At 61.5% G+C, this 26,508-nt stretch carries 23 protein-coding genes and 2 pseudogenes; 21 read left to right on the top strand and 4 right to left on the bottom strand.

Annotated elements, in window-relative coordinates; all coding sequences use genetic code 11:
* Positions 1–3: 3 nt before the first annotated feature.
* Positions 4–900 (top strand): EamA family transporter, encoded by an 897-nt coding sequence (locus NVV94_RS08655; RefSeq protein ID WP_258446782.1) that lies wholly within the window; start codon positions 4–6, stop codon positions 898–900.
* 135 nt (positions 901–1,035) lie between these two features.
* A complete protein-coding gene (locus NVV94_RS08650) occupies positions 1,036–2,256 on the top strand; it encodes an aminotransferase class V-fold PLP-dependent enzyme (protein ID WP_258446781.1) in 1,221 nt (406 codons plus the stop codon).
* A 37-nt stretch (positions 2,257–2,293) separates the two neighbouring features.
* Here NVV94_RS08650 and NVV94_RS08645 read toward each other — a convergent pair whose 3' ends face one another.
* A complete protein-coding gene (locus tag NVV94_RS08645; protein WP_258446780.1) occupies positions 2,294–4,657 on the bottom strand; it encodes a DNA polymerase II in 2,364 nt (787 codons plus the stop codon).
* 168 nt (positions 4,658–4,825) lie between these two features.
* Here NVV94_RS08645 and NVV94_RS08640 point away from each other — a divergent pair, with 168 nt between their 5' ends.
* From NVV94_RS08640 to NVV94_RS08625, 4 genes are all read left to right on the top strand, one after another.
* Positions 4,826–5,056 carry a hypothetical protein gene (locus NVV94_RS08640; protein ID WP_258446779.1) on the top strand — a complete coding sequence of 77 codons (231 nt, stop codon included), beginning with the start codon at positions 4,826–4,828 and terminating at the stop codon, positions 5,054–5,056.
* A gap of 158 nt (positions 5,057–5,214) precedes the next feature.
* A complete protein-coding gene (locus NVV94_RS08635; protein WP_258446778.1) occupies positions 5,215–5,718 on the top strand; it encodes a DUF1772 domain-containing protein in 504 nt (167 codons plus the stop codon).
* A gap of 254 nt (positions 5,719–5,972) precedes the next feature.
* Positions 5,973–7,487: an FAD-dependent oxidoreductase gene (locus tag NVV94_RS08630; RefSeq protein ID WP_258446777.1), complete on the top strand. Its 1,515-nt coding sequence runs from the start codon at positions 5,973–5,975 to the stop codon at positions 7,485–7,487.
* 39 nt (positions 7,488–7,526) lie between these two features.
* Entirely contained in the window at positions 7,527–8,423 is an 897-nt protein-coding gene (locus NVV94_RS08625) for a patatin-like phospholipase family protein (RefSeq protein ID WP_258446776.1), read from the top strand.
* A 276-nt stretch (positions 8,424–8,699) separates the two neighbouring features.
* Here NVV94_RS08625 and NVV94_RS08620 read toward each other — a convergent pair whose 3' ends face one another.
* Positions 8,700–9,368 (bottom strand): thioesterase II family protein, encoded by a 669-nt coding sequence (locus NVV94_RS08620; RefSeq protein WP_258446775.1) that lies wholly within the window; start codon positions 9,366–9,368, stop codon positions 8,700–8,702.
* Positions 9,369–9,426: 58 nt separating this feature from the next.
* Positions 9,427–9,579, bottom strand: a pseudogene (locus NVV94_RS08615) (MbtH family protein); the annotation flags it as partial.
* A 235-nt stretch (positions 9,580–9,814) separates the two neighbouring features.
* Between NVV94_RS08615 and NVV94_RS08610 the strand changes: the two are divergent.
* On the top strand, positions 9,815–14,242 hold the full coding sequence (locus tag NVV94_RS08610; RefSeq protein WP_258446774.1) for an NEL-type E3 ubiquitin ligase domain-containing protein: 4,428 nt from the start codon (positions 9,815–9,817) through the stop codon (positions 14,240–14,242).
* A gap of 124 nt (positions 14,243–14,366) precedes the next feature.
* Here NVV94_RS08610 and NVV94_RS08605 read toward each other — a convergent pair whose 3' ends face one another.
* A complete protein-coding gene (locus NVV94_RS08605; RefSeq protein WP_258447652.1) occupies positions 14,367–14,597 on the bottom strand; it encodes an alpha/beta hydrolase in 231 nt (76 codons plus the stop codon).
* On the opposite strand from NVV94_RS08605, the pseudogene NVV94_RS08600 reads away from it, so the two are divergent.
* The 14 genes and pseudogenes from NVV94_RS08600 to NVV94_RS08535 all read left to right on the top strand — a co-directional run.
* Positions 14,514–14,813: pseudogene (locus NVV94_RS08600) on the top strand (sensor histidine kinase); the annotation flags it as partial. The gene NVV94_RS08605 and the pseudogene NVV94_RS08600 sit on opposite strands and share 84 nt — an antisense overlap.
* Positions 14,814–14,844: 31 nt before the next feature.
* Positions 14,845–15,150, top strand: coding sequence for a hypothetical protein (locus tag NVV94_RS08595; protein WP_258446773.1), 306 nt, complete (start codon positions 14,845–14,847; stop codon positions 15,148–15,150).
* Between the two features lie 204 nt (positions 15,151–15,354).
* The gene (locus NVV94_RS08590) at positions 15,355–15,804 is read left to right on the top strand and encodes a hypothetical protein (protein WP_408733457.1); all 450 of its coding nucleotides are present in this window, start codon (positions 15,355–15,357) and stop codon (positions 15,802–15,804) included.
* Positions 15,805–16,070: 266 nt separating this feature from the next.
* Positions 16,071–16,988 (top strand): citrulline utilization hydrolase CtlX, encoded by a 918-nt coding sequence (gene ctlX / locus NVV94_RS08585; RefSeq protein WP_258446772.1) that lies wholly within the window; start codon positions 16,071–16,073, stop codon positions 16,986–16,988.
* 42 nt (positions 16,989–17,030) lie between these two features.
* Positions 17,031–18,077, top strand: a complete 1,047-nt coding sequence (locus NVV94_RS08580) for an ornithine cyclodeaminase (protein WP_258446771.1) — start codon at positions 17,031–17,033, stop codon at positions 18,075–18,077.
* A gap of 259 nt (positions 18,078–18,336) precedes the next feature.
* The gene (locus NVV94_RS08575) at positions 18,337–19,116 is read left to right on the top strand and encodes an ABC transporter substrate-binding protein (RefSeq protein ID WP_258446770.1); all 780 of its coding nucleotides are present in this window, start codon (positions 18,337–18,339) and stop codon (positions 19,114–19,116) included.
* Positions 19,117–19,209: 93 nt separating this feature from the next.
* Positions 19,210–19,914, top strand: coding sequence for an ABC transporter permease (locus NVV94_RS08570; RefSeq protein WP_258447651.1), 705 nt, complete (start codon positions 19,210–19,212; stop codon positions 19,912–19,914).
* Complete coding sequence (locus tag NVV94_RS08565) at positions 19,911–20,624, top strand: ABC transporter permease (protein ID WP_258446769.1); 714 nt, start codon at positions 19,911–19,913, stop codon at positions 20,622–20,624. The genes NVV94_RS08570 and NVV94_RS08565 overlap by 4 nt, the downstream gene beginning before the upstream one ends.
* Before the next feature lie 3 nt (positions 20,625–20,627).
* Entirely contained in the window at positions 20,628–21,482 is an 855-nt protein-coding gene (locus tag NVV94_RS08560) for an ABC transporter ATP-binding protein (protein WP_258446768.1), read from the top strand.
* A 13-nt stretch (positions 21,483–21,495) separates the two neighbouring features.
* Complete coding sequence (locus NVV94_RS08555) at positions 21,496–21,993, top strand: Lrp/AsnC family transcriptional regulator (protein ID WP_258446767.1); 498 nt, start codon at positions 21,496–21,498, stop codon at positions 21,991–21,993.
* Positions 21,994–22,199: 206 nt separating this feature from the next.
* Entirely contained in the window at positions 22,200–23,426 is a 1,227-nt protein-coding gene (locus NVV94_RS08550; protein ID WP_258446766.1) for an RtcB family protein, read from the top strand.
* A gap of 190 nt (positions 23,427–23,616) precedes the next feature.
* Entirely contained in the window at positions 23,617–24,930 is a 1,314-nt protein-coding gene (locus tag NVV94_RS08545) for a C4-dicarboxylate transporter DctA (protein WP_258446765.1), read from the top strand.
* 82 nt (positions 24,931–25,012) lie between these two features.
* Positions 25,013–25,717: a FadR/GntR family transcriptional regulator gene (locus NVV94_RS08540; protein ID WP_258446764.1), complete on the top strand. Its 705-nt coding sequence runs from the start codon at positions 25,013–25,015 to the stop codon at positions 25,715–25,717.
* Positions 25,718–25,738: 21 nt separating this feature from the next.
* Positions 25,739–26,449, top strand: coding sequence for a GntR family transcriptional regulator (locus NVV94_RS08535; protein WP_258446763.1), 711 nt, complete (start codon positions 25,739–25,741; stop codon positions 26,447–26,449).
* Positions 26,450–26,508: the final 59 nt, after the last annotated feature.

Genomic DNA, 26,508 nt, shown 5'->3' with positions numbered 1-26,508 from the left:
CACATGAAACCTGGACATCTATTACTTGCGATTCTCATCACCGCCATCTGGGGCTTCAACTTTTCGGTCATAAAGCTGGGCCTGGCAACGGTGGACCCCTTTATCCTGGCCGGTATCCGTTTCTCGCTCTGCGCCCTGCCCGCCATATTCTTCATCGCCAAGCCCAACGTGGCATGGCGCTACATTGTGGGTTATGGCCTGGTGTTCGGCATCGGCTTGTGGGGGGTCGTGAACCTGGGGATCAAGACCGGCCTGTCGGCCGGCATCGCTTCACTGGTGCTCCAGTTCAGTGCCTTCTTCACCATCCTGCTCGGCTCGTGGGTGTTCAAGGAAGCCCTCACCAAATTTCAACTGATCGGCATCGCCATTGCGCTTGGCGGCCTGTTGAGCATCATTTTCATCAGCGATGGCTCTGTGACGATGGCCGGCCTGGCGATGGTGCTGTTCGGGGCCATTGCCTGGAGCGTGGCCAACATCATCAATAAAAAAGCCCAGACCACAGAGGTGTTCGCCTTTCTCGTGTGGTCCAGCGCCTTTGCACCCATTCCGCTGTTCGCTCTGGACTATGCGGTCAATGGCTCTGCCGGCTACGTGGCGCTGGCCAACCAGCTGGATTTGACTGCGGTGCTGTCGATCCTGTTCCAGGTTTACCCCAACACCCTGTTCGCTTACTGGGTGTGGAATTCGCTGCTCAAGAAGTACCCCGTTTCAACGGTGGCCCCGCTGTCGTTGCTGGTGCCTATTTTCGGCATGCTCGGCTCGGTGATGATTTTCAACGAGAGCCTTTCGTACACCAAACTGCTCGCCATGGCGCTGATTGTCCTCGGCCTTGCGGTTGGCCTGTACGGCCAGCGCATCAGCAACGCATTGTTCGCTCGTCCTCTGCGCCCCGTGGCCTGAGCCCTCCCTGCAAGGTAATCATCAATGGCCTTTACACGTCGCGATTTCATGAGAGGCACGCTGAGCGCTAGTATTGCCGGCAGCGCTATGCTGAGCAATGTTGGCTTGGCAGCGGACAAGGACTCGAAAATACCCATGGACTCTCATGATTGGACATCGGTCAGGGCTCAGTTCAACCTGTCGCCCGATTACGTGCACATCTCCAATTTTTTCCTGGCTTCCATGCCTCTACCTGTACGTGAAGCACTGGCCCGACATCGCAAGGCGTTCGACGAAAACCCCTACACCTACCTTGAGGATCACATGTTTGCCAAACCGCAGGATATGGTTTGGCGCAAGGTCTGCGCCGCTGCCGCCGAGTACATCGGCGGCAAGCCCGAGGAGGTCGCGTTGACGACCAGCACGACTCAAGGCTTGTCGATGATCTACAACGGCCTGCACCTGCGGGCCGACCAGGAGATCCTCACGACTCACCATGAGTGGTACACCCATGATGAAGCCATGCGCCTGGCCATGTTGAAATTGGGGGGCAGCATCCGCCGCATCGAACTGTATCGCGACCGCAGTGAGGTGACCGTCGACGCGATCGTGCAACGAATCGGCGATGCGATCCGTCCGAACACCAGGCTGGTCGCCATGACCTGGGTGCATTCGGGTACCGGCGTACGCCTGCCGCTCAAAGAAATCGGTGAAGTGATCGCGCAGGCCAACCGCAGGCGCAAGGCCGACGACCAGATTCTCTATGTGGTCGATGGCGTGCACGGTTTCGGCTGCGTGGATGAGGACGTTGCGAGCCTTGGCTGTGATTTTTTCAGCGCCGGCACGCACAAATGGATAATGGCCCCTCACGGGACAGGCCTGGTCTGGGCCAAGGCCGAGCACTGGGCGCAGGTCATTCCGACCATACCCACCATCATGGCGGCCGAGCCCTCGAATGCGTGGCGGCAGCAGCGCGATCCGCAAGGGCCGACCGAGGCCTCCTGGGTCAGCCCGGGGGGCTTTCTGGCTTTCGAAAACCAGTGGGCGACCATCGAAGCGTTCGAGTTCAACAGGAAGCTTGGCCGCAAACGCATTGCCGACCGGGTTTCGCAACTCAATGGTCTGCTCAAGGAAGGCCTGGACGCCATGCCGCATGTCACCCTGCACACACCGCTCCCGGCGCAGTTGTCGGCCGGGATCGTGTGTTGCGAGGTCAAGGGGCATTCACCGCGAGAGGTGGTGGAGGTCCTCAAGCAGCACAAAATCATTGCCAGCGCGACGCCCTATCGCCATTCGACGGTGCGGTTCTCGGCCGGCATCGTCAACAGCCCGCAAGACATCGAGAAGACCTTGGCGGTAATGCGCTCGCTGGGTTGAACACCGACATCGCTGGGCCCGCCCGCAGGGTGCGGGCTCAGAACAACCCCAGCTGCCCACCGATCAACGTACTGAAATCGTCCCGCACGAACGGCAATATGGCATCCGCCACCGGCTGCAGCTGCCGCGTCACATAGTGGTCATAGTCGATCGGCGCGCTGCGCGTTTCCAGCGGCTCAGGCCCCGCGACCGTGATCACATAGCTGATCCAGCCACCATTCTGGTACTGCCGCGGCCTGCCCTGCCGGTCGTTGTACTCATCGGCGATACGCGCCGCACGCACATGGGGCGGCACGTTGCGCAGGTAGTCGCCCAACTGCCGGCGCAGGCGCTTGCGGTAGATCAGCAGTTCATCAAGCTCGCCGGCCAGGGTGCGGCGCACGTAATCGCGCACATAGTCCTGATAGGGTTGCCGATGGAAGATGCGCAGGTACAGCTCCTGCTGAAACTGCCGGGCCAGCGGCGACCAGTCGGTGCGCACGGTTTCCAGCCCTTTGTAGATCATCTCTTCGCTGCCGTCGGCACGGGTGACCAGCCCGGCATAGCGTTTCTTGCTGCCCTCCTCGGCGCCACGGATAGTGGGCATGAGGAAGCGCCGGAAGTGCGTCTCGAACTGCAGCTCCAGCGCGCTTTGCAGCCCGTATTCGTGTTGCAGGTGCTCGCGCCACCACTGGTTCACCTGATGCACCAGCGTGCGGCCGATCTGCGCCGCTGCGGCTTCCTCGTGCGCCCCCTTGAGCCAGACGAAGGTGGAGTCGGTGTCGCCGTAGATCACCGCATAGCCCTGGGCTTCGATCAGTTGGCGGGTCTTGAGCATGATCTCGTGGCCACGCAGGGTGATGGATGACGCCAGGCGCGGGTCGAAGAAGCGGCAGCCGCTGGAGCCCAGCACCCCGTAGAAGGCATTCATGATGATCTTCAGGGCCTGGGAGAGCGGTTGGTTCTTCTCGCGCTTGGCCGCTTCGCGGCCCTGCCAGACACGCTCGACAATCGCCGGCAGGCAATGGCGCGTGCGCGAGAAGCGTGCCCCGCGAAAACCGGGCACCGACGCACTGTCCTCCGGGTGGCGCATGCCCTCCACCAGCCCCACCGGGTCGATCAGGAAGGTGCGGATGATCGACGGGTAGAGGCTCTTGTAGTCGAGCACCAGCACCGATTCGTACAAACCGGGCCGCGAGTCCATCACGAAGCCACCGGGGCTGGCCTCTGGCGGTCGTTCGCCAAGGTTCGGTGCGACGAAGCCCTGGCGATGCATCAGCGGCATGTACAGGTGTGTGAAGGCCGCGACCGAACCACCGCTGCGATCGGTGGGCAGGCCGGTGACGGTGGCGCGCTCGAGCAGGAAGGTCAGCAGTTCGGTCTTGGCGAAAATCCGCGTGACCAGCTCGCAGTCCTTGAGGTTGTAGCGTGCCAGCGCGGGCTTGTCCTCGGCGAACATGCGGTCGATGGCGTCCATGCGCTGGTACGGGTTGTCGATGGATTTGCCCTCGCCGAGCAGCGTCTGCGCGACGTTTTCCAGGCTGAAGGAGGGGAAGCTCCAGGTCGCCGAGCGCAGCGCCTCGATTCCATCGATGATCAGCCTTCCGGCCGCCGCTGCGAAGTAGTGGTTGTTGCGACCACCGTGCTCACGCCAGCCCATCACATCGCCATCGCGTCCGAGCCGCAGCGGCACCTTCAGGCGCTGCGCATGCTCGTGCAACACGCGCAGGTCGAACTGCACCAGATTCCAACCGATGATGGCGTCGGGGTCGTGGCGGGCGAGCCACCGGTTCAATGCCTCCAGCAATTGCGCCCGGCTGTCGCAATAGTCGAGTTGGAAGTCGAGCGCCTCAGCCGCACCGTTCGCCGGCCCGAGCATGTAGACCTGCCGCTCGCCGCAGCCTTCCAGGGCGATGGAGTACAGGTCGCCGTGGGCATTGGTTTCGATGTCCAGCGAGACCAGCCTCAGGTTGGGGCGGTAGTCCGGCGCAGGCTTCATCTGCGCGTCGAGCAATGTGCCGCCGCGATTGGGCGTACCACCGAAGTACACCGGTGCGGTAATGAAGCGCTCCATCAAGTAGCGCTCCGGCGGGCGGATGTCGGCCTCGAACACATCGACGCCGGCGTTTCGCAGCAGCGTTTCGAGGTTCATCAACTGGCGGTGCTGTTGGCAATACAACCCCAGCACGGGGCGGTGGTGGAAGTCGCACAGGCCCAGCGGGCGCAGCTCGACGCCACGCTCGCCGCGCAGCAGCGCCTCGGCCTGTTCGCGTTGCTCGGCAGGAATGAAGGCCACCGAGGGTTGATGAGGGAGGCGGATATGCCGGGGGCCGTCGTCGGTGGCCAGCCAGAACTCCACTTCGGTGCCGTCGGGCGTATCGCGCCAATGCCGGGTCAGGAGAAAACCCTGCTGTAGATCCACCACTGCAACCTCGAAAACGCATTCAATAGTACGATTCTACTTGCCATCAGTCAGGATTGCGCCTGCAACCGGTTTGAACCACAGCCGTTGCCCTGGTTGTACAGGTATACTGCCGCGCCTTGGGCGCCTCAGCGTGTCCCGATCACCTTGCACTTCCCGGAGCGTTTCATGTCTGTCGATCACCCGCTGCCTGTCGAGCCCACCCCTGAACAAACCAGCGGCGACAGCCAGGACAGCAAGCCGGGCATTCCCGCGTTCGCCTTCCCGTTCAAGCCGGCAGCCTTTGCTTCTGCAAAAAAACAGGACCAGCCGCGTTACCCGGGGGCTGGCAAATCCAGTCACGACAAGACCCCTGGCCGCGCGCCGAACGGCACCCGCCGCTCGATGGGCAAACGCTGATTGCTTCATGACCGCTTCGCGGTCAATCGCTGGCAAGCCAGCTCCCACAGGTATGATGGAGTCCTTGTGGGAGCTGGCTTGCCAGCGATGAATTCTCCTCGATAAATCGGCTAGCTATGCTTGACGGGTTACTGCCCCCTTACGCATAGGCCCAGCACATGACCTTCCTCACCGCACTGTTGTTCCTCGTGACTCTCTTCGCCGCCGTCGGTTGCGGGTTGATGGCCGGGCTGTTCTACGCCTTCTCCAACTTCGTGATGAAGGCCCTGGCCCGAATCCCCGCGCCCAGCGGCATTGCCGCCATGCAGGCGATCAACGTTACGGTGCTTAATCCGTTGTTCCTGTCGCTCTTTCTCGGCACGGCGGCGACTTGCGGGGTACTGGTCATCTATTCGCTGGTGAGCTGGCAAAGCCCGGGCAGTTTCCTGCTTTTGCTGGGGGGTGTGCTCTATCTGGTGGGCAACGTCGTGGTGACCATGGCCTTCAACGTGCCGCTCAATAATGCCTTGGAGTGGATCGATGCCTCGAGCGCTGAAGCGGCGGGGTTCTGGAGCGATTACGTCGTCAAATGGACGCGCTGGAACCATGTGCGCACGATCACGGCTGCCGTGGCATTGGTGTTGTTGATGCTGGGGCTTTGGCGGGTGGGGGCTGTGGGGTGAGGTGGATTTTTAGGTGGTCTGTGAGGGCCTCATCGCGGGCAAGCCCGCTCCCACAAAACCCCCACCATACCTGTGGGAGCTGGCTTGCCAGCGATGAGGCCCGACAGACACCCAAAAAACCCAACCTGATCTCTCGCCTATACTGACAGATGAAGTTGGCTTGGCCCCCACTGGCTCAATCCAACGCCCCTGATCATCTGGTCATTGCAAAACGGCTGCAGAGCCGGCGGATTTTCCATCCAAGGAGCCGCACGATGGCACAAACAGACCCCCCTCCCCCCGGTCCCGACTTCAGCAAAGGCGTACCCCTGGCCAGCGTGCCGGAGAGTGGCGTGCTCGCCGGCCATGTCAATGGCGATCCCGCCCTGCTGGTGCGACTCGATGACGGCATTCACGCGCTCAGCGGGCGCTGCAGCCACTATGGTGCGCCACTGGCCGAAGGCCTGGTGATCGGCGACGAAATCCGTTGCCCCTGGCACCATGCCTGTTTCAACCTGCGCACGGGGGCCGCGTTGCGGGCACCCGCCTTCTCGGCGTTGACAACATGGCGCCTGGAAATCGTCGGCCAGACCCTGTTCGTGCGGGCCGAGGCAACCGTCGACTGGCCGGCGCAACCACCCGCACAGCAACCCCGACCCGAACGCATCGTGATCATCGGTGGCGGCGCTGCCGGTTATGCGGCGGCCTTGCGGCTGCGCGAGCTGGGCTATGGCGGTACATTGTCGATGCTCAGCGCCGATCCGTCGGCCCCCTATGATCGCCCCAATCTGTCCAAGGACTACCTGGCCGGGACCGCACCGGAAGACTGGATCCCGCTGCGGGGCCCCAAGTTCTATACCAATCGCAAGATCGACCTGCGGCTGGGCTGCAACGTCAGCGCGATCGATACCGCAGCGCGCCAGGTGATCACCGCAGCAGGCGAACAACTGCCCTATGACGCCTTGCTGATTGCAACCGGCGCGCAACCGCGGCGCTTGCCCATTGCCGGGTTCGACCTGCCCAATGCCTTCGTACTGCGCTCGCTGGACGATGCCCGGGCCATTGTCGAGGCAAGCAAGGAGGCAACGTCGGTGGCGTTGATCGGCGCCGGTTTCATCGGCATGGAGGCCGCGGCGGCCCTGCGCTCGCGCGGGCTCGAGGTGCATGTGGTAGCGCCTGAGGAGGTACCGATGGAGGCTGTGCTCGGTCGCGAACTGGGCGGTTTCATCACCGGCCTGCACCAGGAACAGGGAGTGATATTTCACCTGGGCTCCTCCGTCAAAGGCTTCAACGGCAAGGTGCTGACCTTGACGGACGGCACCGCGATTGACGCCGACCTGCTGCTACTGGGCACCGGCGTCACGCCGCGCACCGAGCTCGCGGCGGCGGCAGGGCTTGCGGTAGAGGACGGTATCCTGGTCGATGCCAACCTGCAGACATCGGTTGCCGGCCTCTTCGCAGCCGGCGATGTTGCACGCTACCCCTACGGCGGTGAACCGATCCGGATCGAGCACTGGGTCCATGCCCAGCGCCAGGGCCAGGCTGCCGCTGCCAATATGCTCGGTGCCGGACAGGCCTTCACGGATGTACCGTTTTTCTGGACCCACCACTATGGCCTGGACCTTCGCTACACCGGTTATGCCGGCGGTTGGGATGAGGTTCGGATTTACGGCAGCTTGCCGCAGCGGGACTTCACTGCACGCTTTTTCCGTGCCGGCGAACTGGTCGCGGCGGCATCGGTCGGCCGAGATCTGGAGAACCTGTGCATCGAGGCGGCATTGCAGGTTTGACCCCTTCGCGCAGGTCGGATAAGTGTCCGGACGGTTTGCATGATTGAACAGACAACCCGCAAGACCGCATTCGTACTGGCCGGCGGTGGCAGCCTGGGCGCAGTCCAGGTCGGCATGCTCAAGGCGCTGAACAAAGAGCAGATCAAGCCGGATTTTATCGTCGGTGCCTCGGTGGGTGCGATCAACGCGGCCTATTATGCCGCGAGCCCGGACGAAGCCGGCATCGCGCGCCTCGAGCAAATCTGGATGAGTTTGCGGCGCACGGATATCTTTCCCTTCTCGACATTGGGCACCGTGCTGTGCCTGCTCGGGCGGCGCGACCACTTCGCGCTGCCCCGCCAATTGCGCGCGCTCATCGCCTCGCAGCTACCCTATCGGCGTCTGGAGGAGGCCGCCTTGCCCTGTCACGTTGTTGCCACTGACGTGCTGGACGGTACCGAGGTCATCCTGTCTTCGGGGGAGATCGAAGAGGCGCTGCTCGCCAGCGCGGCCATCCCGGCGGTATTTCCGGGGGTGACCATCGCGGGCCGGTCGTTGATAGACGGTTGTGTTTCCAGCAATACCCCGATCAGCGCGGCGGTTTCCCTGGGCGCGACCCGGCTGGTGATCATACCGACGGGGTCGCCATGCGTACTGCAGGCGCCGCCCCGTGGTGCGCTGGCCATCGTGATGCATTCGCTCAACTTGATGGCAATGCGCCAACTCCTGGCCGACGTCGATCGCTTCAGCGGTCGATGTGAGCTGATCGTCGTCCCTCCGTTGTGCCCGCTGGCCGTCAACACCTATGACTTCTCGCAAACCGGTGAGCTGATCCGTCGTGCAGAGGAAGCCACGCTCCACTGGCTGGAGGGCGGATTGCAGAACACGGATCCTCATCACACCCTGGCACCGCATCATCATCGCGAGGATGATGCAAGGCCCTGCGATATACTCTAAGTACATCACTCGGTGCGCTCCACTATCGTGTCTGATGTACTGCGTGCAACGCATGAGCCGGGGTCGCGCACGACACGCAGGGGCTCCCGGCAATATCAGAAACTGCGCCCGCCATGCGGTCGAGCGGGTGCGCCACTGCGACAGCCTTTTGAGCCACTAACGGCGCGTTCTCTCGTTCCCGGACCACCATCAGTGCATGAGTCGCCCATCCGCAGTACCCCACCCAAAAGCCCGGCCTCACCCGCCGGGCTTTTTTATGTCCTTATGCCCTTGAGTTCACGCCGACAACCGATGCGGCTCCAGCGATGCCTGCAGCACCCCCAGTACTCGCTCTTCATGCTCGTGAATAAAGAAGTGCCCGCCCGGAAAGACCTCCAGTGAGAAATCGCCGCAGCCTTCCTGCCTCCAGGCCAGCAATTGTTCTTCGCTGGCCTTGTCCGTCTCACCGCCCAGCACATGCACCGGGCAGCGCAAGGCTGGCCGCTGGCGGTAGCAGTAGCGGCCACACAACAGAAAGTCGGCGCGCAGCACCGGCAAGGTCAGGCTCATGAGCTCGTCGTTGGCCAGTACCTCTTCAGGCGTGCCTTGCAGGTTGCGCAAGTTGTCGATCAGTTCTTTATCGCTCTTGGGCTCGGCCCAACCGCGATCGTAATCTTCGCGCCGCGTCGGCGCTGCGGTTCCGCTGGCAAACAGGGCAACGGGCGCAGGGCAACCCAGCGCCTGGAGTTCGTGCGCCAGTTCGAAGGCCAATAGCGCCCCCATGCTGTGGCCCAACAGCGCGTAGGGTTGCTGGGACGCCAGCCGATGCTCGCCGGCCAGTTGCCGGGCCAGGGCCTGCATGTCGGTCTGCAGGGGTTCGCCAAACCGCGCGCCGCGCCCTGGCAACTCGACCGGGCGCAGGTTCAGCCATGCCGGCAACTTGCGTCGCCAGCGACTGTAGACCATGGCACTGGCGCCCGAGTAAGGCAGGCAAAACAGGGTCAGTGTCGAGACTTGGGTCTCCTTATTGAGCCGCCGCGCTTGCTGCCATTTTCTGGCGAAGGCTCAGCGGCCGCATGTTGGTCCAGACTTCGTCGATGCAGGCCAGGCAGTCCTTCTTTTTCAGGCCGCTCTTGCCCACGGCGCGCCAGCCATCGGGGATTGCCTTGTATTCAGGTCAGATCGAATATCGCCGTTTGTCGCCCGAATAGCCACCTCTCCCCACAGCGCCCTGGGCGAACTGGGCCAGCAAGCCAATCTGGACAGCTATGTCGTCACCAACCTAATGGCGCGTGAAGGCGCACCTGGCAACGGGTGCGCCTTGCACGACCCGACAAAAGTAATTAGTTATCGATTTCGCCCCGGCGCACGAATTTATGCTGGCCGCTCCTATCACATCACGGAGCGATCATATGTCTGGATCAGAAAATCCAACCGCCCTCCTATCCAGCATTGAATCTGCAGGCGCGTTCAACGAGCTGTTGGTACAACAGAATCTCCCCGCCTGGCTGAACACAGCCGACCCAGCAGCACTCAAGGCACTGAGCGAAACTCTGCTTTTGAGTCATCAATATCATGGCAAGGTACGCGAGCTGCTCAAGGGGCTGCGCGGCATCCATCAATTTGCCGCACCGTTATTGAGCGACGCCTTGCGCAGGCAGTTCGGCAACGGGCTGGACATCTATAGCGACTTTTACCTTCAGGGCTCGACAACGCTGGTCTCGGATTTACGCCCAGTGGGCAATCGCGAGTGGCGCAACAGCTCTTTCAAACAGTCTCTACTGCAAGCGGCGCTGCATAATTTCGAGGCCAGCCCTGCCAGTTCATGGGCCTCTAACAATTGGAGCGGGCTGGTGCGCGGCGACGACAGCCCCCTGCCCGTACAGATCAAGCCCGAACAATTTGTCGACCTGTGCCGGACCCTGGACCTGGGCGCAAAGTACCAGGCTCACCTCAACGCCATTTTCAACCCGGCTGCCAGTGAACACGAAACGGCGCCTCAGGCCCAGGCGCGCGTTCGTTCAGCCCTCAAGGACAACAAGCGCCACGACCTGGCCGTGGCTACGTACATTGCGGTCATTAAAAAGCAGATATCGGGGCTTGCGTATCGCATGTTGCTCGAGGTCAGCGAGCTGAAGGCCGATGTGACCCTGGAAGGCCTCAAGGTTTATCACAAGCGCCTGAACATGCTGGGGCAGCCACTGTCGAACATCATGCTGTTCGAGACATGGAGGCCCACTGGCACCTTTGACCTCTATGCCCAGAGACAATACCGGCTGTCGAAGCTGGTTATCTACATCTCGGGTGACTCCGTTTCCCCACTCAAGGAATTCACCACTTGGGACGATTGTGAAAACTATTTGAAGGGGCGCCTGGAACAGGAGGACTACCGCAAGCTTTTCTATCAGCTGGTGCCGCGCAAAAACATGCCGACATTTCAGCAGGCGCTGGAGCAGGCGCTCGCTGACAACGCCAGCCTGGACCTGCGTACCCTTCTCGTCCAGGTTGATCCGTTCGATGAATGGGTTCGGCTGTCGATTGAAAAAACCATGGCCGATGCTCGCTTCCTGGCCGTACCGACGGCAGACGAAGACCTCAAGACCCTGCAAGAAAAACGGAGGCAAGCGCAGACGTTTGGCATGAACCTGCTGAGTGCGGCTTCGTTTTTTGTCCCGGGCGTGGCGGAAGTCGTGCTGGCCGTTACGGCGGTTGAGCTGATGAGCGAAGTGTTCCACGGCATCGAGGATTGGCGCGGAGGTGACCGCCGCGAGGCGCTCTCTCGCCTGACCGACGTAGCGCAGAACGTGGCACTGGTGGCAGGCGTGGGTGCAGTGATTGGCGCCACGACGTCTGCCGCTTCAAGGTTTTTCGACGGTTTGGTGCCTATCACCCTCGACAGCGGCCAGAGCCGGCTGTGGAGTCCGGACTTGACGCCTTACGAGGTTGACCCGGCGCTTTCTGCCCAGGCCAGCGAAGACGAACAAGGCCTGCTTGCAGTCGGCAACCGACACTATGTCCGCATGGACGGCAAAACCTATTCGACCTACTTTGACCCTGCAACGGGCAAGTGGCGCCTGCGCCACCCGAGCAGGGCCCAGGGTTATGCCCCCATCCTTGAACATAACGGTGTCGGCGCCTGGCGGGCAGCGCTGGATAGCCCATTGGAGTGGCAAGGCGAGCACTACCTGTTCAGACGCCTGGGTTCGAATTTTACGGCGCTCTCCAATGAAGCTATCGAGCAAGTGTTGGCCGTGACAGGGCTGGATGAGGCAGCGCTGCGGCGAATTCACCTGAACAACTTGGCGCCCCCAGGCGCATTGCTCGATGCCGTTGCGCGTTGGCAGCTGGATCAGAAGCTCACTCGCTTTATCGAACAGATGGAGGCAGCGGACCCGATATCGGGTATCCAAAACACGTTGGCAACTATCCGCGGTGACGTCGTTCTGAGCAGTATCTGGGATGTGCTCAATGAGCAGGCACAATTGCTGTCGAGTAGTGAGGACACGGATGAATTCCTGACCGCGCAACAGATTGCCGAGCATGCCATAGAACAGCGTCCAAAGCTGTTCGACACGCTTTACAGTGCACGCAACCGCCCGGTAACCGGGCCCGAAACGACGGTATGCCGCGAGTTCCCCGGGCTGCCCTTGCCGGTGGTCGAACAACTGATCGACGCCGCCACCAGCGCCGAACGAACACGCTTGACCACGCAAATGCGGGTGCCACTGCCCATGGCCGAAGCAGCCAGGAAACACCTGCGTGAAGTTCGCCTGAATCGGGCCATTGAAGGATTCTACCTCGACTCGGTGATCAATCCCGACACCGACAAGCTGTCGCTGCATCTGCACGAGCAAAGCGCAGTGGACCTTACAAGCCCTGAAACCGCCGACGATCCGCGCCTTGCGCTGGCAAGGCTGGCCACCACAAAACGCCAGGACGCCGCGCGGATGCTCGGCCAGGCGCCGGATCGCGCCTGGTTCAACCCACCCCGGCGACTTGACGATGGGCGGATTGGCTACCCCTTGAGTGGACGTGGCGACCCTACAGCACGGAGGTCATCGGTGGCCGGTCAGGTTCGTCGACTCTACCCGGACTTTTCCAATGAGCAGATCGAAAACCTCCTGAGCGCGCTGCGCATATCGGGGGCTGATGCCCGGGTGGCGCTGCTGCGCCGTCAACGTGAGTTCGAAAGCCTCGACCAGGCGCTGAGCCGGTGGGTGCATGAATCTGGCCCGTCGACGTCACGCAGACCACCCGAGCGCGTACAAGTCGCCAATCAGTTACGGCGCTGCTGGCGGCGACAGACCGCCCGCCTCGACCGCCCAGACGGCAGCCTGCTGGGTTATCGGCTGAACCTGGAAGGCAGTCGAATCGGACAACTACCCGAACTACCGCCGGGTACCGACTTCAGCCATGTGGTCGACCTGAATTTGCATGATGCACAGTTGCTTGAGATTCCCGAAGGGTTCATGCGGCATTTCAGCGGTGTTCAATGGCTGGATATCAGCGATAATCAACTCACGACTTTACCGCCGGCATTGGGACGGATGACCTCGCTCAGGGCGCTGAACCTGCAGGCCAATCGAATTCGCCTGAGCGCAGCGGATATCGCCACGCTCGGTGGGCTCAGGCGACTTGAGGAACTCAACCTGAGTCTTAACCGCATCAGTGAATTACCGGACGTGAGCCACCTGAATCTTTTACGGATTCTACGTTTACGCGACACCGGTATCGATCGCTTGCCCACCGGACTGCTCGATCGCCTGGACCTGGTTCGTGTCGACCTGCGCGACAACCGGATCCGCGAGCTTCCCGACACCTTGTTCGAGGCAGACCCGCGTCTGGTCCAGCATATCGTTCTGCACGATAACCCGCTGTCCGCCAACTCACTGGTACGGCTGGCCGATTATCATGACCGTAACCATTTCTACCCCAGTGGCCCAAGCCATAGCACTATTCCCGCGCCTCACGTGCGCACATTCTGGTTACCTGATGCCGATGATTCGCTGTGGGCACAAAAAAATGAACGCTGGGAGCGCCTTTCGGCCGAACCGGCATCGGAGCATTTCATGCGCGTGCTGGCAGACCTGACCGGGACCTCTGACTTCAAGCACACGCGCAATGACCTGACGCGACGCGTCTGGCAGGCAGTCGATGCTGCCTATGAAAACACGGCCCTGCGCAAGGAGCTGTTCGACCTGGCAACCATCCCCAGAACCTGCGCGGACAGTGTCCTGGTGATCTTCAGTGCCCTGGAGGTCAAGACGCTGGTATTCAACGTCCACTCCCGGGCGCTGAACGCACAGGATTCCAGCGGGCTGCTTACCCTTGCGCGCGGGTTGTTTCGCCTGGAAAAACTCAATGACATTGCCACTCGGGATATTGCCGATCGCACGGCTATCACGGGCGTGGACACTGTCGATGACCTGGAAGTCCACCTCGCTTATCGCATAGGGCTTGCCCATCGGCTGGAGTTGCCCGGCCAGCCCAGGACCATGCATTTCCAGGAGATTGCCGGGGTCTCTCTGGCGAAACTGGATGCGGCAGAAGCACAAATTCTGGCCTTGGAAGAAACCTCCCAGTTGCAAGACTTCATCGCTGAACGAGATTTCTGGATCGACTTCCTGGAGCACAAATACGCCAGCGACTTCGCCCCCATCGACCAACGTTTTGAAGCGAGCCAAAGCACGCTATGGGAACAACAGGCCGAACTGACCGAAGAGCAATACAAGGAGCGCTACCTGGCGTTGACCCTGACGTATCAAACCGGGAAACGGGAACTGGTCAATGAGAAGACCGAGCTGGAACAACAGCCTCGCCCAACGGGAATTTCGGGCTGAGAAACAGACGTGATCGAGGCCGCCCGGGCAGCCTCGATGCTAAAACTTCCGGTTCACGCCGACGGGTGCATTGCCACGCGCAATGCACCCGCCAACTCGTCATAAATGGCGTCGATCTCACCTGTCACCATCGACATGCGCAGAAAGTCATGCACCAGGCCTTCGTATACGCGACATGCAGGCCCACGCCATGGGCCTGCAAGCGTTGCGCATAGGCGCGACCCTCATTGAGCAACGGGTCGAACCCCGCCAGGGCAACATACGCCGGGGCAATGCCATCAAGTTCACCCCGCCCGGTGGCCGGGTGATCCTGCGCGCCAGCAACCAGCAAGGCAGCACCCGCATCGAAGTCCATGACAGCGGCCCCGGCATCCCCGAGGCCGAATGCGAAGCAGTGTTCAAACGCTTCTATCGGGCTGAAAATGGACAACAGCACAGCGGTTTCGGCCTGGGTTTGTCGATAGTCGCGGCGATTGTCAGCCTTCATGGGTTCAGCCTGAAGGTAGCCAGCAGTGAACTGGACGGAGCGTGCCTGGTGCTCGATTGCCGACAAGACAAGGCCCTGGTGTAACGACAGGCAACGCCTTGAAGCGAGGTGCAAGATGATTGTCCGACTCTGGCACGGAAGAACGAAAAGCGAGGATGCCGAGCAGTACGAACAGTTCATGAAAGTGCGAGCTGCGCCTGACTACGGCTCGGTCGACGGGCTGTTGAAGGTGTACTTCACCCGCCGCGACGAGGGGGCGCAGACCCATTTCCTGTTGATAACCGTCTGGGATTCGATCGAGGCTGTGCGGCGCTTTGCCGGCGAGCATCCGGAAAAGGCCAAATACTATGCCGAGGACGATGGGTTTCTTCTGGAGAAAGAGGAGAACGTTGCGTTGTATGAGGTGTTTTTGAGCGTATGACCGGGAAGGCTAAGCGCCCCCGCCGCGCCTGCATGTTACGCGCGAAGCTTGTGGGAGCGGGCTTGCCCGCGATTGGGCTGCACAGCAGCCCCACCATCAGAATGGCGATCTGTCCAAATGTAACCTAAGGTTTTCCCTCAAGGATGCAGCTGCGGCCAATTAGTAGCATATTGCCATCCATCCCGAGACACCCAAGGAGATCCAATGACAATGATTGTCCATCGTTCGATCACGACCCCCATCCGCCCCAGCCTCGGCTGGTTCGAAACCTGGCAAGGCACCGACAAAGGCCTGATCCGCTGCTGGGAACTGGGCCGCGAGCGCGCCCTCAAATCCCCCGACATCGCCGAACGCTGCCAAGCTGGCGAACTCCCGGTACTCGGCTGGAAAGGCGGCGTGGACCGCCAGCTGAAGAAGCTGGAGAAATACGGTGCACTGAACTACCTGGCCCAATGGCAGGGTTTGCGGGGCGAAGACTTGCTGATCGATCCCAGCCAGGAATACACCCTGACCTGCAGCCGCACCGGGATGGTAGTGACCTTTACGCCGGATCGGGCCAAATATCTCAACCAGGCGATCGAGACTGACGACGAAAGCGTAAGCACTCAGGGCCGATTTGCATCAGGTATTTCAGGGCAGCCGCTTTTTGTATGAGCGGCAAATCGAGCATTTTCTCGTTCCCGCGTGGGAATGCCTCTCCTGACGCTCTGCGTCTCGACGCGGAGGGTCTGCCACTGCATTCCTTTGCGGCGCGTGGGAACGAGATAGCGGAACACCGCCCGCCCCTCCCACCACAGCCGTTTCGGCTGCCACACCCCACTTTTCAGCTTTCCCGGCTGAATACCCTACCCAGTTCAGCCGGAACCCCGGCGTCATCCAGCGGAAAATGAGCACATTGCCAAGCCCTGGATGCGTGCCAAATGCAAACAACAAATACCGTCCTGATGATCCGCCCCACGCGGTTCGCCTTCAACCCGGATACCGCCGTCAACAATCGCTTCCAACAGCCATTGCTGGACCCTGAACGGGCGCAGCAAAAAGCGCTGGAAGAGTTCGACGGCTATGTCCAGACCCTGCGCGAGAATGGCGTTGAAGTGTTGGTTGTGCAGGACACGCCAGCACCACATACCCCGGACTCGATCTTCCCCAACAACTGGTGGAGCAGCCATGCCGACGGCAGCCTGGTGCTCTACCCCATGGAAGGCCAGAACCGTCGCCTGGAGCGCAACAAGGGTGTGCTGCAGGTACTCGAACAGCGTTTCGCCATCCGCACCACCATCGATCTGAGCACCCTGGAGCAGCAAAACATCTTCCTGGAGGGCACCGGCAGCATGGTCCTGGACCGGGAAAACCGGATCAGCTACGCCTGCCATTCCGGTCGCACCCACGTCGATGCCCTGCGTCAGTTCGCCGAGCGGCTGGACTACCGCATCTGTGCCTTCCACGCGGTCGATCGCCATCAGGCGCCGATCTACCACAGCAACGTGATGATGAGCGTCGGTCGCGAGCTTTCCGTGGTCTGCCTGCAGGCACTGCCTGAAGAAGCCGAGCGCCAGGCGCTGCAACGCTCCCTGCACGACACCGGCAAGGACATCCTGGCGCTCGACTACGACCAGCTCGAAGCCTTCGCCGGCAACATGCTCGAAGTGCACGACAAGGACGGCCAGCCCCTGCTGGTGATGTCGCGCAGTGCCTGGCAGTCGTTGCTGCCGGCCCAGCGCCAGCATGTGGAACGTCACACCCGGCCGGTGGTGGTGAACATCGACCATATCGAACGCATCGGCGGCGGCAGCGCCCGCTGCATGCTCGCCGAAGTCCATCTGCCGACGCGCAACTGATCCCCCCCTCTCAAAAAAAAAAGCTCAAAGAAGGAAATCAGCATGACCCGTTATATCGACGTCAACGACTTGAGCCACCTGGTCGCCCGCAAAGGCCTGCTCCAGTGCCTGTCTGAAATGGCCGAATACATTCGTGAGGATTACCTGCGCTGGCAGGATTTCGAAAAATGCGCGCGGCTGGCCAACCACTCGCCCGAGGGCGTGATCGAGCTGATGCCGGTTTCCGACGCTTCGCTCTACGCGTTCAAGTACGTCAACGGCCACCCGAAAAACACCCAAAGCGGCATGCTCACGGTCATGGCCTTTGGTGCGCTGGGTGACGTCGACACCGGCAAACCTGTGCTGCTCAGCGAAATGACCCTGACCACGGCGATTCGCACCGCCGCCACCTCGGCCCTGGCCGCGCGCTACATGGCCCGCGCCAACTCGCGCAGCATGGCGCTGATCGGCAATGGCTCGCAGAGCGAGTTCCAGGCGCTGGCCTTCCATACCCTGCTGGGCATCAACGAGATTCGCCTGTACGACATCGACCCGCAGGCCACGCGCAAACTGGCCGATAACCTTGCCCTCTTCCCGGCGATCAAGGTCGTTATCGCCGATTCGGTCGTCGAGGCCGTGCGCGGTGCCGATATCGTCACCACCGTGACCGCCGACAAGGCTTACGCCACCATCCTGACCGCCGACATGATCGAGCCCGGCATGCATCTGAATGCCGTCGGCGGCGACTGCCCGGGCAAGACCGAACTGCACCGCGACATCGTCGACAGTGCCCGGGTGTTCGTCGAGTACGAACCGCAAAGCCGCATCGAAGGCGAGATCCAGCAGATGCCGGCGGACTCGCCTGTCACCGAGTTCTGGCGCGTGGTCAACGGCGAAGTCGCCGCTCGCGAGAGCGATCAGGACGTCACCCTGTTCGACTCGGTCGGTTTTGCCCTGGAAGACTATTCCGCGCTGCGCTACGTGCTCGACGTGGCTCGGGCCCTGGACATCGGCAGCGAGATCGAACTGGTGCCTGATCTGCAAAACCCCAAGGACCTGTTCGCCCGCCTGCAGCCACAGGTGGCGGCGCCACAAAAGAAGCGCGCCTGAGCCCTCTTGCCTGCCGCGTTCTGAACGCGGCAGGTGAGAAAAACGCTGCCACAAAGCCTAAACAGGCGATGCCACAGCCGATTCAGCTGTAACAAAAGTTTTAACAGCCGATTTCCGCAGCTCACAAAGGTTTAACGACACAAAAAAAACCCAGGCTTCACGCATTCTTGGCCCGACCGAAGAGTCATCAAACGACCAAGCCAAGGCCAGACAACTTTCTACTGCCCTAATCCAACTACAACACACAGGGATTCTGAAAATGACCTCACTGCAAAAGCTCCTCGCTGCGCTTGTCCTGCCACTGTGCGCCAGCGTGGCGCAGGCCCAGGAATGGAAAGAAATCCGCTTTGGCGTCTTCCCCGACTACCCCCCTTTTGAATCCGTTGCCGCCGATGGCAGCCTGCAAGGCTTCGATATTGAGCTCGGCAACGCGATCTGCGCCAAGCTCGAGGTCAAATGCGTGTGGGTGCACAACGAATTCGACGGCATGATCCCGGCCCTGCGCGCACGCAAGTTCGACGCGATCATGTCATCCATGGCCGTCACTCCCGCGCGGCAGAAACAGATCGACTTCTCCGACCGGTTGTTCCTCAGCCCGACTTCAGTCATCACCCGCAAGAATGCCGGCTTCGGCGATACCCCCGAATCGCTCAAGGGTAAGCGGATCGGTGTATTGCAGGGCTCGCTGCAAGAGGCCTACGCCCGCGCCAAGCTGACCCCGCTCGGGGTTCAAGTCATGGCCTATCAGGCCCAGGACCAGAATTACGCCGACCTGATCAACGGACGCCTGGATGCGACCCTGACCGACAAGCTCGAAGCCGAACTGAACTTCCTGTCCAAGCCAGAAGGCGCCGACTTCAAGAGCGGCCCGGCGATCAAGGACCCGACCCTGCCCCTGGACATCGCCATGGGCCTGCGCAAGAACGACACCGAGCTCAAGGCACTGATCAACAAAGGCATCGCCGCCGTGCATGCCGACGGTACCTTCGCCGCGATCCAGAAGAAATACGTCGGCGAGCTGGACATCTACAACGAGTGAATCACCGGCCACTGACCCGGTGCCACCGGGTCAGTGTTGGTCTTCGTCTCCCGCCTTACAGAGACTCTTCCCGTGAATGAACTCCTCGACTCGATGGGCCTGCAGGCCTTGAGCCTGCAGGGCTTTGGCCCCTTGCTGGCCCAAGGTACCTGGATGACCCTCAAGCTTGCCATGCTGTCACTGCTGCTGAGCCTGGCGCTGGGCCTGCTCGGCGCCACCGGCAAGCTGTCCAAGGTGCGTGTGTTGCGCGTGCCGGCGACGATGTACACCACGCTGATCCGCAGCGTGCCGGACCTGGTGCTGATCCTGCTGATTTTCTACAGCCTGCAATTGTGGCTCAACGACCTGACCGAGCTGATGGGCTGGGATTATCTGGAAATCGACCCCTTCAATGCCGGGGTCATGACCCTGGGCTTCATCTACGGCGCCTACTTCACCGAAAACTTTCGCGGGGCGATTCTGAGCGTGCCAGCCGGGCAACTGGAAGCCGCCACCGCCTACGGGCTGAGCAAGGCCCAGCGCTTTCGCCTGGTGTTGTTCCCGCAACTGATGCGTTTTGCCCTGCCGGGCCTGGGCAATAACTGGCTGGTGTTGCTCAAGTCCACCGCACTGGTCTCGATCATTGGCCTGTCGGACCTGGTCAAGGCCGCGCAGAACGCTGGCAAGACCACCAACAACACCCTGTATTTCCTGATCCTGGCGGCGCTGGTGTACCTGGTGATCACCACCCTCTCCAACCAGGTCTTCAAACGCCTGGAGCGACGCTACAACATCGGCATCAAGGGGCTGGCGCGATGATTGAACTACTGCAGCAATACGGCCATGCGTTTATCTGGAGCGATGGCAACGGCCTGTCGGGCGTGGCCATGACGCTCTGGCTGTTCATTGTCTCGATGGTGTTCGGCTTCTTCATTTCCATCCCGTTGGCCGTTGCCCGGGTTTCCGAGCATTTCTGGGTGCGCTGGCCGGTGGAGTTCTACACCTACCTGTTTCGCGGCACGCCGCTGTATATCCAGCTGCTGATTTGCTACACCGGGCTCTATGGCCTGGAAGTGGTCCGTGACAACGCCCTGCTCGACCAGTTTTTCCGCAACGCGCTGAACTGCACCTTGCTCGCCTTCGTGCTCAATACCTGTGCCTACACCGTGGAAATATTCGCCGGGGCCATCCGCAACATTCCCCATGGCGAAATCGAAGCGGCAAGGGCCTATGGCTTGTACGGCTGGCGCCTGAACCTGTTCGTGGTGATACCGGCGGCGTTGCGTCGCTCGTTGCCGGCCTACAGCAATGAAGCGATCTTGATGCTGCACGCCACGTCGCTGGCCTTTACCGCGACCATCGGCGACATCCTCAAGGTGGCCCGTGACGCCAATGCCGCGACTTTCCTGACGTTCCAGTCGTTCGGTATCGCTGCGCTGCTGTACATGCTCTTGTCATTCGCCCTGGTCGGCGCGTTCCGCCTGGCCGAGCGCCGCTGGATGACCTTTCTTGCTCCTACCCGAGGCTAACCCATGAAACAGTCCGCACAGGCCTTGTCGTCTCACCAGGACGCACCAACCCATTCACGCCCGGGCGCACGCAACAGTGCCGTTGCCGACAGCGCGGCCGTCAAGCTCAAGGTCCAGGACCTGCATAAACGCTATGGCGAACATGAGGTGCTCAAGGGCGTTTCGCTGAACGCCAGAGCCGGCGATGTGATCAGCATGATCGGCGCCAGCGGCTCCGGCAAAAGCACCATGCTGCGCTGCATCAACTTCCTCGAACAACCCGACGCCGGCAGCATCACCCTCGATGGCCAGACCATCGAAATGCGCCCGGGCAAAGGCGGCGCCCGCGCCCCTCACCCGGCGCAGCTGCAGAACCTGCGCACGCGTCTGTCGATGGTCTTCCAGCATTTCAACCTGTGGAGCCACATGACCGTCCTCGAGAACATCTGCATGGCTCCGCGCCGCGTGCTCGGCGTCAGCGCGCAGGAGGCCGAGGCGCGCGCCCGCACCTATCTGGACAAGGTCGGCCTGCCGGGCCGGGTGGCCGACCAATACCCGGCATTCCTCTCGGGCGGGCAGCAGCAGCGCGTCGCCATAGCCCGGGCCCTGGCCATGGAGCCGGAGATCATCCTGTTCGACGAACCGACCTCGGCGCTCGACCCCGAGCTGGTCGGCGAAGTGCTCAAAGTCATACAGACGCTGGCCGAGGAAGGTCGTACCATGGTCATGGTCACCCACGAAATGGGTTTTGCCCGGCAGGTTTCGAGCCAGGTGTTGTTTCTGCACCAGGGGCGGGTCGAGGAACAGGGCAGCGCCGAGATACTCGACCAGCCGCGCAGTGAGCGCCTGCAGCAATTCCTGTCCAACCGATTGAAGTGAAAAAGACCTGACAATGGATACGAAGGCCAACGGCTCCCACACCTCGACTCCACTGGACCGCATCGATGAGGCGATCATCGATGTGTTGCGTCACCATGGAAGGATCACCTACGAAAAACTGTCATCGCTGGTGCACCTCACGCCCAGGCCCTGCCTGGAACGGGTGCGCAAGCTCGAACGGCGGGGAGTGATTCGTGGTTACGGGGCGATCATCGATGTGCAGATGGTTTCCCCGGGGCTGTCGCTGCTGGTGCTGGTCGCCCTCTCCAACCAGAGCGGGCGTGCGGCCCAGAAAGCCTTCGAAGCCTGCGTCAAGGCCTGCCCGCAGGTGTTCGAATGCCAACTCATCAGCGGCCCGTTCGACTACAGCCTGCGCATGCGTTGCAAGGACATGGAGCACTATCGGGTGCTGACGGAAACCTGGCTGAACAATGATGAGCTGCACATTGACAAGCTGGTGGCGCATCCGGAGTTGGCGGTGGTCAAGAATACGGCGACGGCGTTGACTTGATCCCGTTCTCTGGCACGCCGCAATTCCTGTAGCCGCTGCCGAAGGCTCGGTGCGCCGCTGCGACGCTGGAGACCCGCAGGGGCTCCCCGGCGATCTCAAGATCTTGCGCCTGCTGCGCAGGCGAGCGCAGCCTTCGGCAGCGGCTACAAGCGATAGTCCCGCAAGAACAGCGTAAAATATTCCTGCCCCCCGCGGAGGAATACCCCATGCCAACCCCCACCTACGAACTCCTCGAAGTCCCCGGCGGCAAGCCGATCAAGCTCTGGACCCACGGCGTACCTGTCGAAGCCGAGGCCAAGGCCCAGCTGATCGCCACCGCGAAGATGCCCTTCATCTTCAAGCACCTGGCCGTGATGCCGGATGTGCACCTGGGCAAGGGCTCGACCATCGGCAGCGTGGTCCCGACCGTCGGCGCGATCATCCCGGCCGCCGTGGGCGTGGACATCGGTTGCGGCATGATCGCCGCGCGCACCTCACTCACCGCCGCCGACCTGCCGGACAACCTGGGCCGCCTGCGCAGTGCCATCGAGAAGGCCGTGCCCCACGGCCGCAGTTTCGGCCGAAACAAGCGCGACACGGGAGCCTGGGACATCGTACCCGGCTCGGCGGAGCATGCCTGGAGAGCGCTGGCTGGACGCTTCAAGGCGATCACCGACAAGTACCCGCGCCTGGAAAAGACCAACAACCGCCAGCATCTGGGTACCCTGGGTACCGGCAACCATTTCATCGAAGTCTGCCTGGATGAAGCCAACCAAGTCTGGTTCATGTTGCACAGCGGTTCACGAGGGGTCGGCAACGCCATTGGCTGCCTGTTCATCGAACTGGCCCAGGCCGACATGTGCCAGCACATCGCCAACCTGCCCCACCGCGACCTGGCGTATTTAGAGGAAGGCAGCCGGCACTTCGCCGACTATGTGGAGGCCGTCGGCTGGGCCCAGGATTTCGCCCGGCAGAACCGCGCCTTGATGATGCACGCGGTCATCGGCGCGGCGCGCCAGGTCATTGCCAAGCCCTTCGATGCCGAACTCGAAGCCGTGAACTGCCACCACAACTACGTGCAACGGGAGCGGCATTTCGGCCGGGAGATATTGGTCACCCGCAAGGGCGCGGTGTCGGCGCAAAAGGGTGAACTGGGGATCATCCCGGGCTCCATGGGCACCAAGAGCTTCATCGTCCGCGGCCTGGGCAACGAGGAGTCGTTCTGCTCCTGCAGCCACGGCGCGGGCCGCGTCATGAGCCGGACCCAGGCCAAAAAACTGTTCACCGTTGCCGATCAGGTGCGCGCCACCGCGCATGTGGAATGCCGCAAGGATGCCGACGTCATTGATGAAATCCCGATGGCCTACAAGGACATCGACCAGGTCATGGAAGCGCAGCGCGAGCTGGTGGAAGTCGTGCATACCCTGCGTCAGGTGGTGTGTGTAAAGGGATGACAGAGTCAAGCGCCACAACTGGTCAGACCGGTAAAACCAAAAAACCCCAAAACCCGCAAAAAACCCCTTGCGCACCCCAAGGAAAAGCGTAATCTGAGCGTGCACTGGACATACCGGTAAGACCACAACAATTAAGTCCGCGCTCACCGCCTCCGGCAGCGAAGCCAGGACACCGACAGAGATCCTCCCCATGCTCAGATGGTGCTCACGTTCGATCTTCTTCCAAGTAGTTGTAGGCCTGATGCTCGGCATCGCGTGCGGCCTCAGCTTTCCCGAATACTCCACACAACTGAAACCGCTCGGCGATGGCTTTATCAAGCTGATCAAGATGCTCATCGGCTTGATCGTTTTTTGTGTGGTGGTCAGCGGCATTTCCGGTGCCGGCGATCTGAAGAAGGTCGGCAGGATCGGCCTCAAATCCGTCATCTACTTCGAAGTCCTGACCACCCTGGCACTGATCATCGGTCTGGTGTTCGCCTTCAGCACCGGCATCGGCAGCGGCGCCAATATTCATCTGGACCAGCTCTCGACCGCAGACATGGGTGACCTGGCCGAGCGCAGCCAGCACATGCACGGCACCACGCAATTTCTCCTGGGCCTGATCCCGACCTCGGTGGTCGGCGCCTTCGCCGACAACAACATCCTGCAGGTGCTGTTGTTTTCGGTGCTGTTCGGCAGCGCCCTGAATCTGGTGGGTGAATCGGCCTCGGGGATTTCGCGGCTGATCAATGAGCTGAGCCACGTGATTTTCCGCATCATGGGCATGATCGTGCGCCTGGCCCCCATCGGTGTGTTTGGCGCCATCGCCTACACCACCAGCAAATACGGCCTGGATTCCCTGCAACACCTGGGCGGCCTGGTTGCGCTGTTTTACCTGACCTGCATCGCATTCGTCCTGCTGGTCCTGGGCCTGGTGATGCGTCTGTCGGGCATGCGGTTGCTGCCCTTCCTCAAATACCTGCGTGAAGAGCTGCTGATCGTGTTCGGTACCGCGTCTTCCGATGCCGTGCTGCCACAAATCATGCGCAAGCTCGAACACCTGGGCATTGGCAGCTCCACCGTTGGTCTGGTGATTCCGACCGGCTACTCCTTCAACCTGGATGGTTTCTCTATCTACCTGACGCTGGCCATCGTTTTCATCGCCAACGCCACCGGCACACCGCTGTCGATGTCGGATTTGCTGACGATTCTGGCGGTCTCGCTGATCACCTCCAAGGGCGCCCACGGCATCCCCGGTTCTGCCCTGGTGATTCTTGCCGCAACGCTGACGGCGATTCCGGCCATACCGGTGGTCGGCCTGGTGCTGGTACTGGCCGTGGACTGGTTCATGGGCATCGGTCGGGCGCTGACCAACCTCATCGGCAACTGCGTGGCCACCGTCGCCATCGCCCGTTGGGAGAAGGACATCGATATCACCCGGGCCAATAACGTACTCTCCGGCAAGGAAGGCTTTATCTTCCTGTCGAAAAAAGCGCCGCCCAACGCCCATCAGCAGGAGTTCTGAACATCCGGTGCCGGGCCTGCGTTTGTCGCGGCCCGGCATCGGCGCAACAATTGAGTCTTTTATGTAACTCACGGAGCGAACAGTGATTACCTCTTCAACAGTTGTGAATTCGGTAGTGGAGAAATTGCGTGAAGCCCTGGCGCGTGGCCAGTGGCGCTCGGGCGACATGCTGCCAGGGCAACGCGAGCTGGCCGAGCAGCTGGGTATCAGCCGCCCCAGCCTGCGCGAGGCGGTCATCGTGCTGGAAACCCTGGGCCTGGTGCGCTCGATGCCTGGCAAAGGCGTAGTGGTGCTCGACGGCGTTGCGGTCGAACCACCCCGCAGCGAGACCACGGTTGCCGGCGCGAGCCTCGAGGATGTGCTGCAACTGCGCTACACCCTTGAGCCGTTTATCGTCGGGCTGGTCGCCCAGACGATCAGCAGCAAGGAAGTCGGCCAACTGCGCCTGACCCTGATGGACATGCGCGAAGCACTGGAAGCCAATGACAGCGAAGCCGGCATGAACGCCTACATCGCGTTCCATGAAGAGCTGTTCGCCCTGACCTCCAACCCGATCTTCCAGAATGTCGTGCAGCAAACCAGCAACGCCCTCAAGCAGAGCGCCGAAATGCTGCGCAACTCGCCTGAACACCTGGCCGAACGCCTGCAGGAAAACGAAGCGGTGGTTCGCGCCATCCGCAACAAGAACAGCGCCCTGGCCAGCGCCGAAATGCGCAAGCACATCCTCCAGGAAGGCCTGCGCATGGGCATTACCCTGAATATTCCCGATGACAACCTGGGCAACTGACGCCAACCCCGGAGGCAAACGATGAACGCCTGTGCACCCACTCAGCAGCCCGCTTCAGCAGGCGAAAGCAAAGCATCGATCAAGTCCATTTACCCGCAGATTTTCGACGCTATCCTGGAACAACGCCTGGCCCCCGGCACCCCGCTGACCGAAGAGGCACTGGCGCAGATTTTCGGTGTCAGCCGAACAATCATTCGCGGCGTACTGGCGCGGCTGTCGCACCAGCAGGTGATCCTCCAGCGGCCCAATCACAAAGCCCAGGTCGCGGCCCCCGACAGCGAGCAGACCGCGCAGATCCTGTACGCCCGCCGCCTGGCTGAAACCACGCTGATCAGCCTGGCGGCCCAACGCGCAAAGCCTGCACACATTCGCCAGTTGCGTGAACTGATCGCCAACGAACGCGAGCATCACGAACAAGGCCAACGCTGCGCCGCCATTCGCCTGGGCGGCGAGTTTCACCTGCAGCTGGCCAACCTGGCCGGCAATGCGCCGCTGGCGCACTTCCTCAACGGCCTGCTGCCACTGACCTCGCTGATCATCGCTCAGTACGAAGAACACCCCTGCAGCCATTGCGCCTGGCAGGAGCATGCGGCGATCGTCGATGCGATCGAAGGCCATGATGCACAGAGCGCGCTGCACTTGATGCATCAGCACCTGGACCGGATCGAAGCCAAGCTGGTGACACGGCGGGTCGCCGTGGCCGGGGATGTCCTCAAAATCTTCAGCGCGTGACCAATGGCCATCGATTGACTGAACGATCGCGCGACCAGGGTTTCTAACGTGAACGATCT

Source organism: Pseudomonas sp. LS1212 (assembly GCF_024741815.1).
Lineage (GTDB): Bacteria > Pseudomonadota > Gammaproteobacteria > Pseudomonadales > Pseudomonadaceae > Aquipseudomonas.
The sequence above is the reverse complement of the archived record's forward strand: the minus strand, read 5'-3'. Positions and strand labels throughout refer to the sequence as shown.

Coding starts and splice junctions, on each gene's coding strand:
- NVV94_RS08610 (WP_258446774.1), top strand. CDS start 9,815: ATGTCTGGATCAGAAAATCCAACCGCCCTCCTATCCAGCATTGAATCT.
- NVV94_RS08635 (WP_258446778.1), top strand. CDS start 5,215: ATGACCTTCCTCACCGCACTGTTGTTCCTCGTGACTCTCTTCGCCGCC.
- NVV94_RS08650 (WP_258446781.1), top strand. CDS start 1,036: ATGGACTCTCATGATTGGACATCGGTCAGGGCTCAGTTCAACCTGTCG.
- NVV94_RS08620 (WP_258446775.1), bottom strand. CDS start 9,368: ATGGTCTACAGTCGCTGGCGACGCAAGTTGCCGGCATGGCTGAACCTG.
- NVV94_RS08580 (WP_258446771.1), top strand. CDS start 17,031: ATGACCCGTTATATCGACGTCAACGACTTGAGCCACCTGGTCGCCCGC.
- NVV94_RS08545 (WP_258446765.1), top strand. CDS start 23,617: ATGCTCAGATGGTGCTCACGTTCGATCTTCTTCCAAGTAGTTGTAGGC.
- NVV94_RS08565 (WP_258446769.1), top strand. CDS start 19,911: ATGATTGAACTACTGCAGCAATACGGCCATGCGTTTATCTGGAGCGAT.
- NVV94_RS08560 (WP_258446768.1), top strand. CDS start 20,628: ATGAAACAGTCCGCACAGGCCTTGTCGTCTCACCAGGACGCACCAACC.
- NVV94_RS08640 (WP_258446779.1), top strand. CDS start 4,826: ATGTCTGTCGATCACCCGCTGCCTGTCGAGCCCACCCCTGAACAAACC.
- NVV94_RS08655 (WP_258446782.1), top strand. CDS start 4: ATGAAACCTGGACATCTATTACTTGCGATTCTCATCACCGCCATCTGG.
- NVV94_RS08605 (WP_258447652.1), bottom strand. CDS start 14,597: ATGGACTTCGATGCGGGTGCTGCCTTGCTGGTTGCTGGCGCGCAGGAT.
- NVV94_RS08550 (WP_258446766.1), top strand. CDS start 22,200: ATGCCAACCCCCACCTACGAACTCCTCGAAGTCCCCGGCGGCAAGCCG.
- NVV94_RS08575 (WP_258446770.1), top strand. CDS start 18,337: ATGACCTCACTGCAAAAGCTCCTCGCTGCGCTTGTCCTGCCACTGTGC.
- NVV94_RS08570 (WP_258447651.1), top strand. CDS start 19,210: ATGGGCCTGCAGGCCTTGAGCCTGCAGGGCTTTGGCCCCTTGCTGGCC.
- NVV94_RS08630 (WP_258446777.1), top strand. CDS start 5,973: ATGGCACAAACAGACCCCCCTCCCCCCGGTCCCGACTTCAGCAAAGGC.
- NVV94_RS08590 (WP_408733457.1), top strand. CDS start 15,355: ATGACAATGATTGTCCATCGTTCGATCACGACCCCCATCCGCCCCAGC.
- ctlX (WP_258446772.1), top strand. CDS start 16,071: ATGCAAACAACAAATACCGTCCTGATGATCCGCCCCACGCGGTTCGCC.
- NVV94_RS08595 (WP_258446773.1), top strand. CDS start 14,845: ATGATTGTCCGACTCTGGCACGGAAGAACGAAAAGCGAGGATGCCGAG.
- NVV94_RS08535 (WP_258446763.1), top strand. CDS start 25,739: ATGAACGCCTGTGCACCCACTCAGCAGCCCGCTTCAGCAGGCGAAAGC.
- NVV94_RS08625 (WP_258446776.1), top strand. CDS start 7,527: ATGATTGAACAGACAACCCGCAAGACCGCATTCGTACTGGCCGGCGGT.
- NVV94_RS08555 (WP_258446767.1), top strand. CDS start 21,496: ATGGATACGAAGGCCAACGGCTCCCACACCTCGACTCCACTGGACCGC.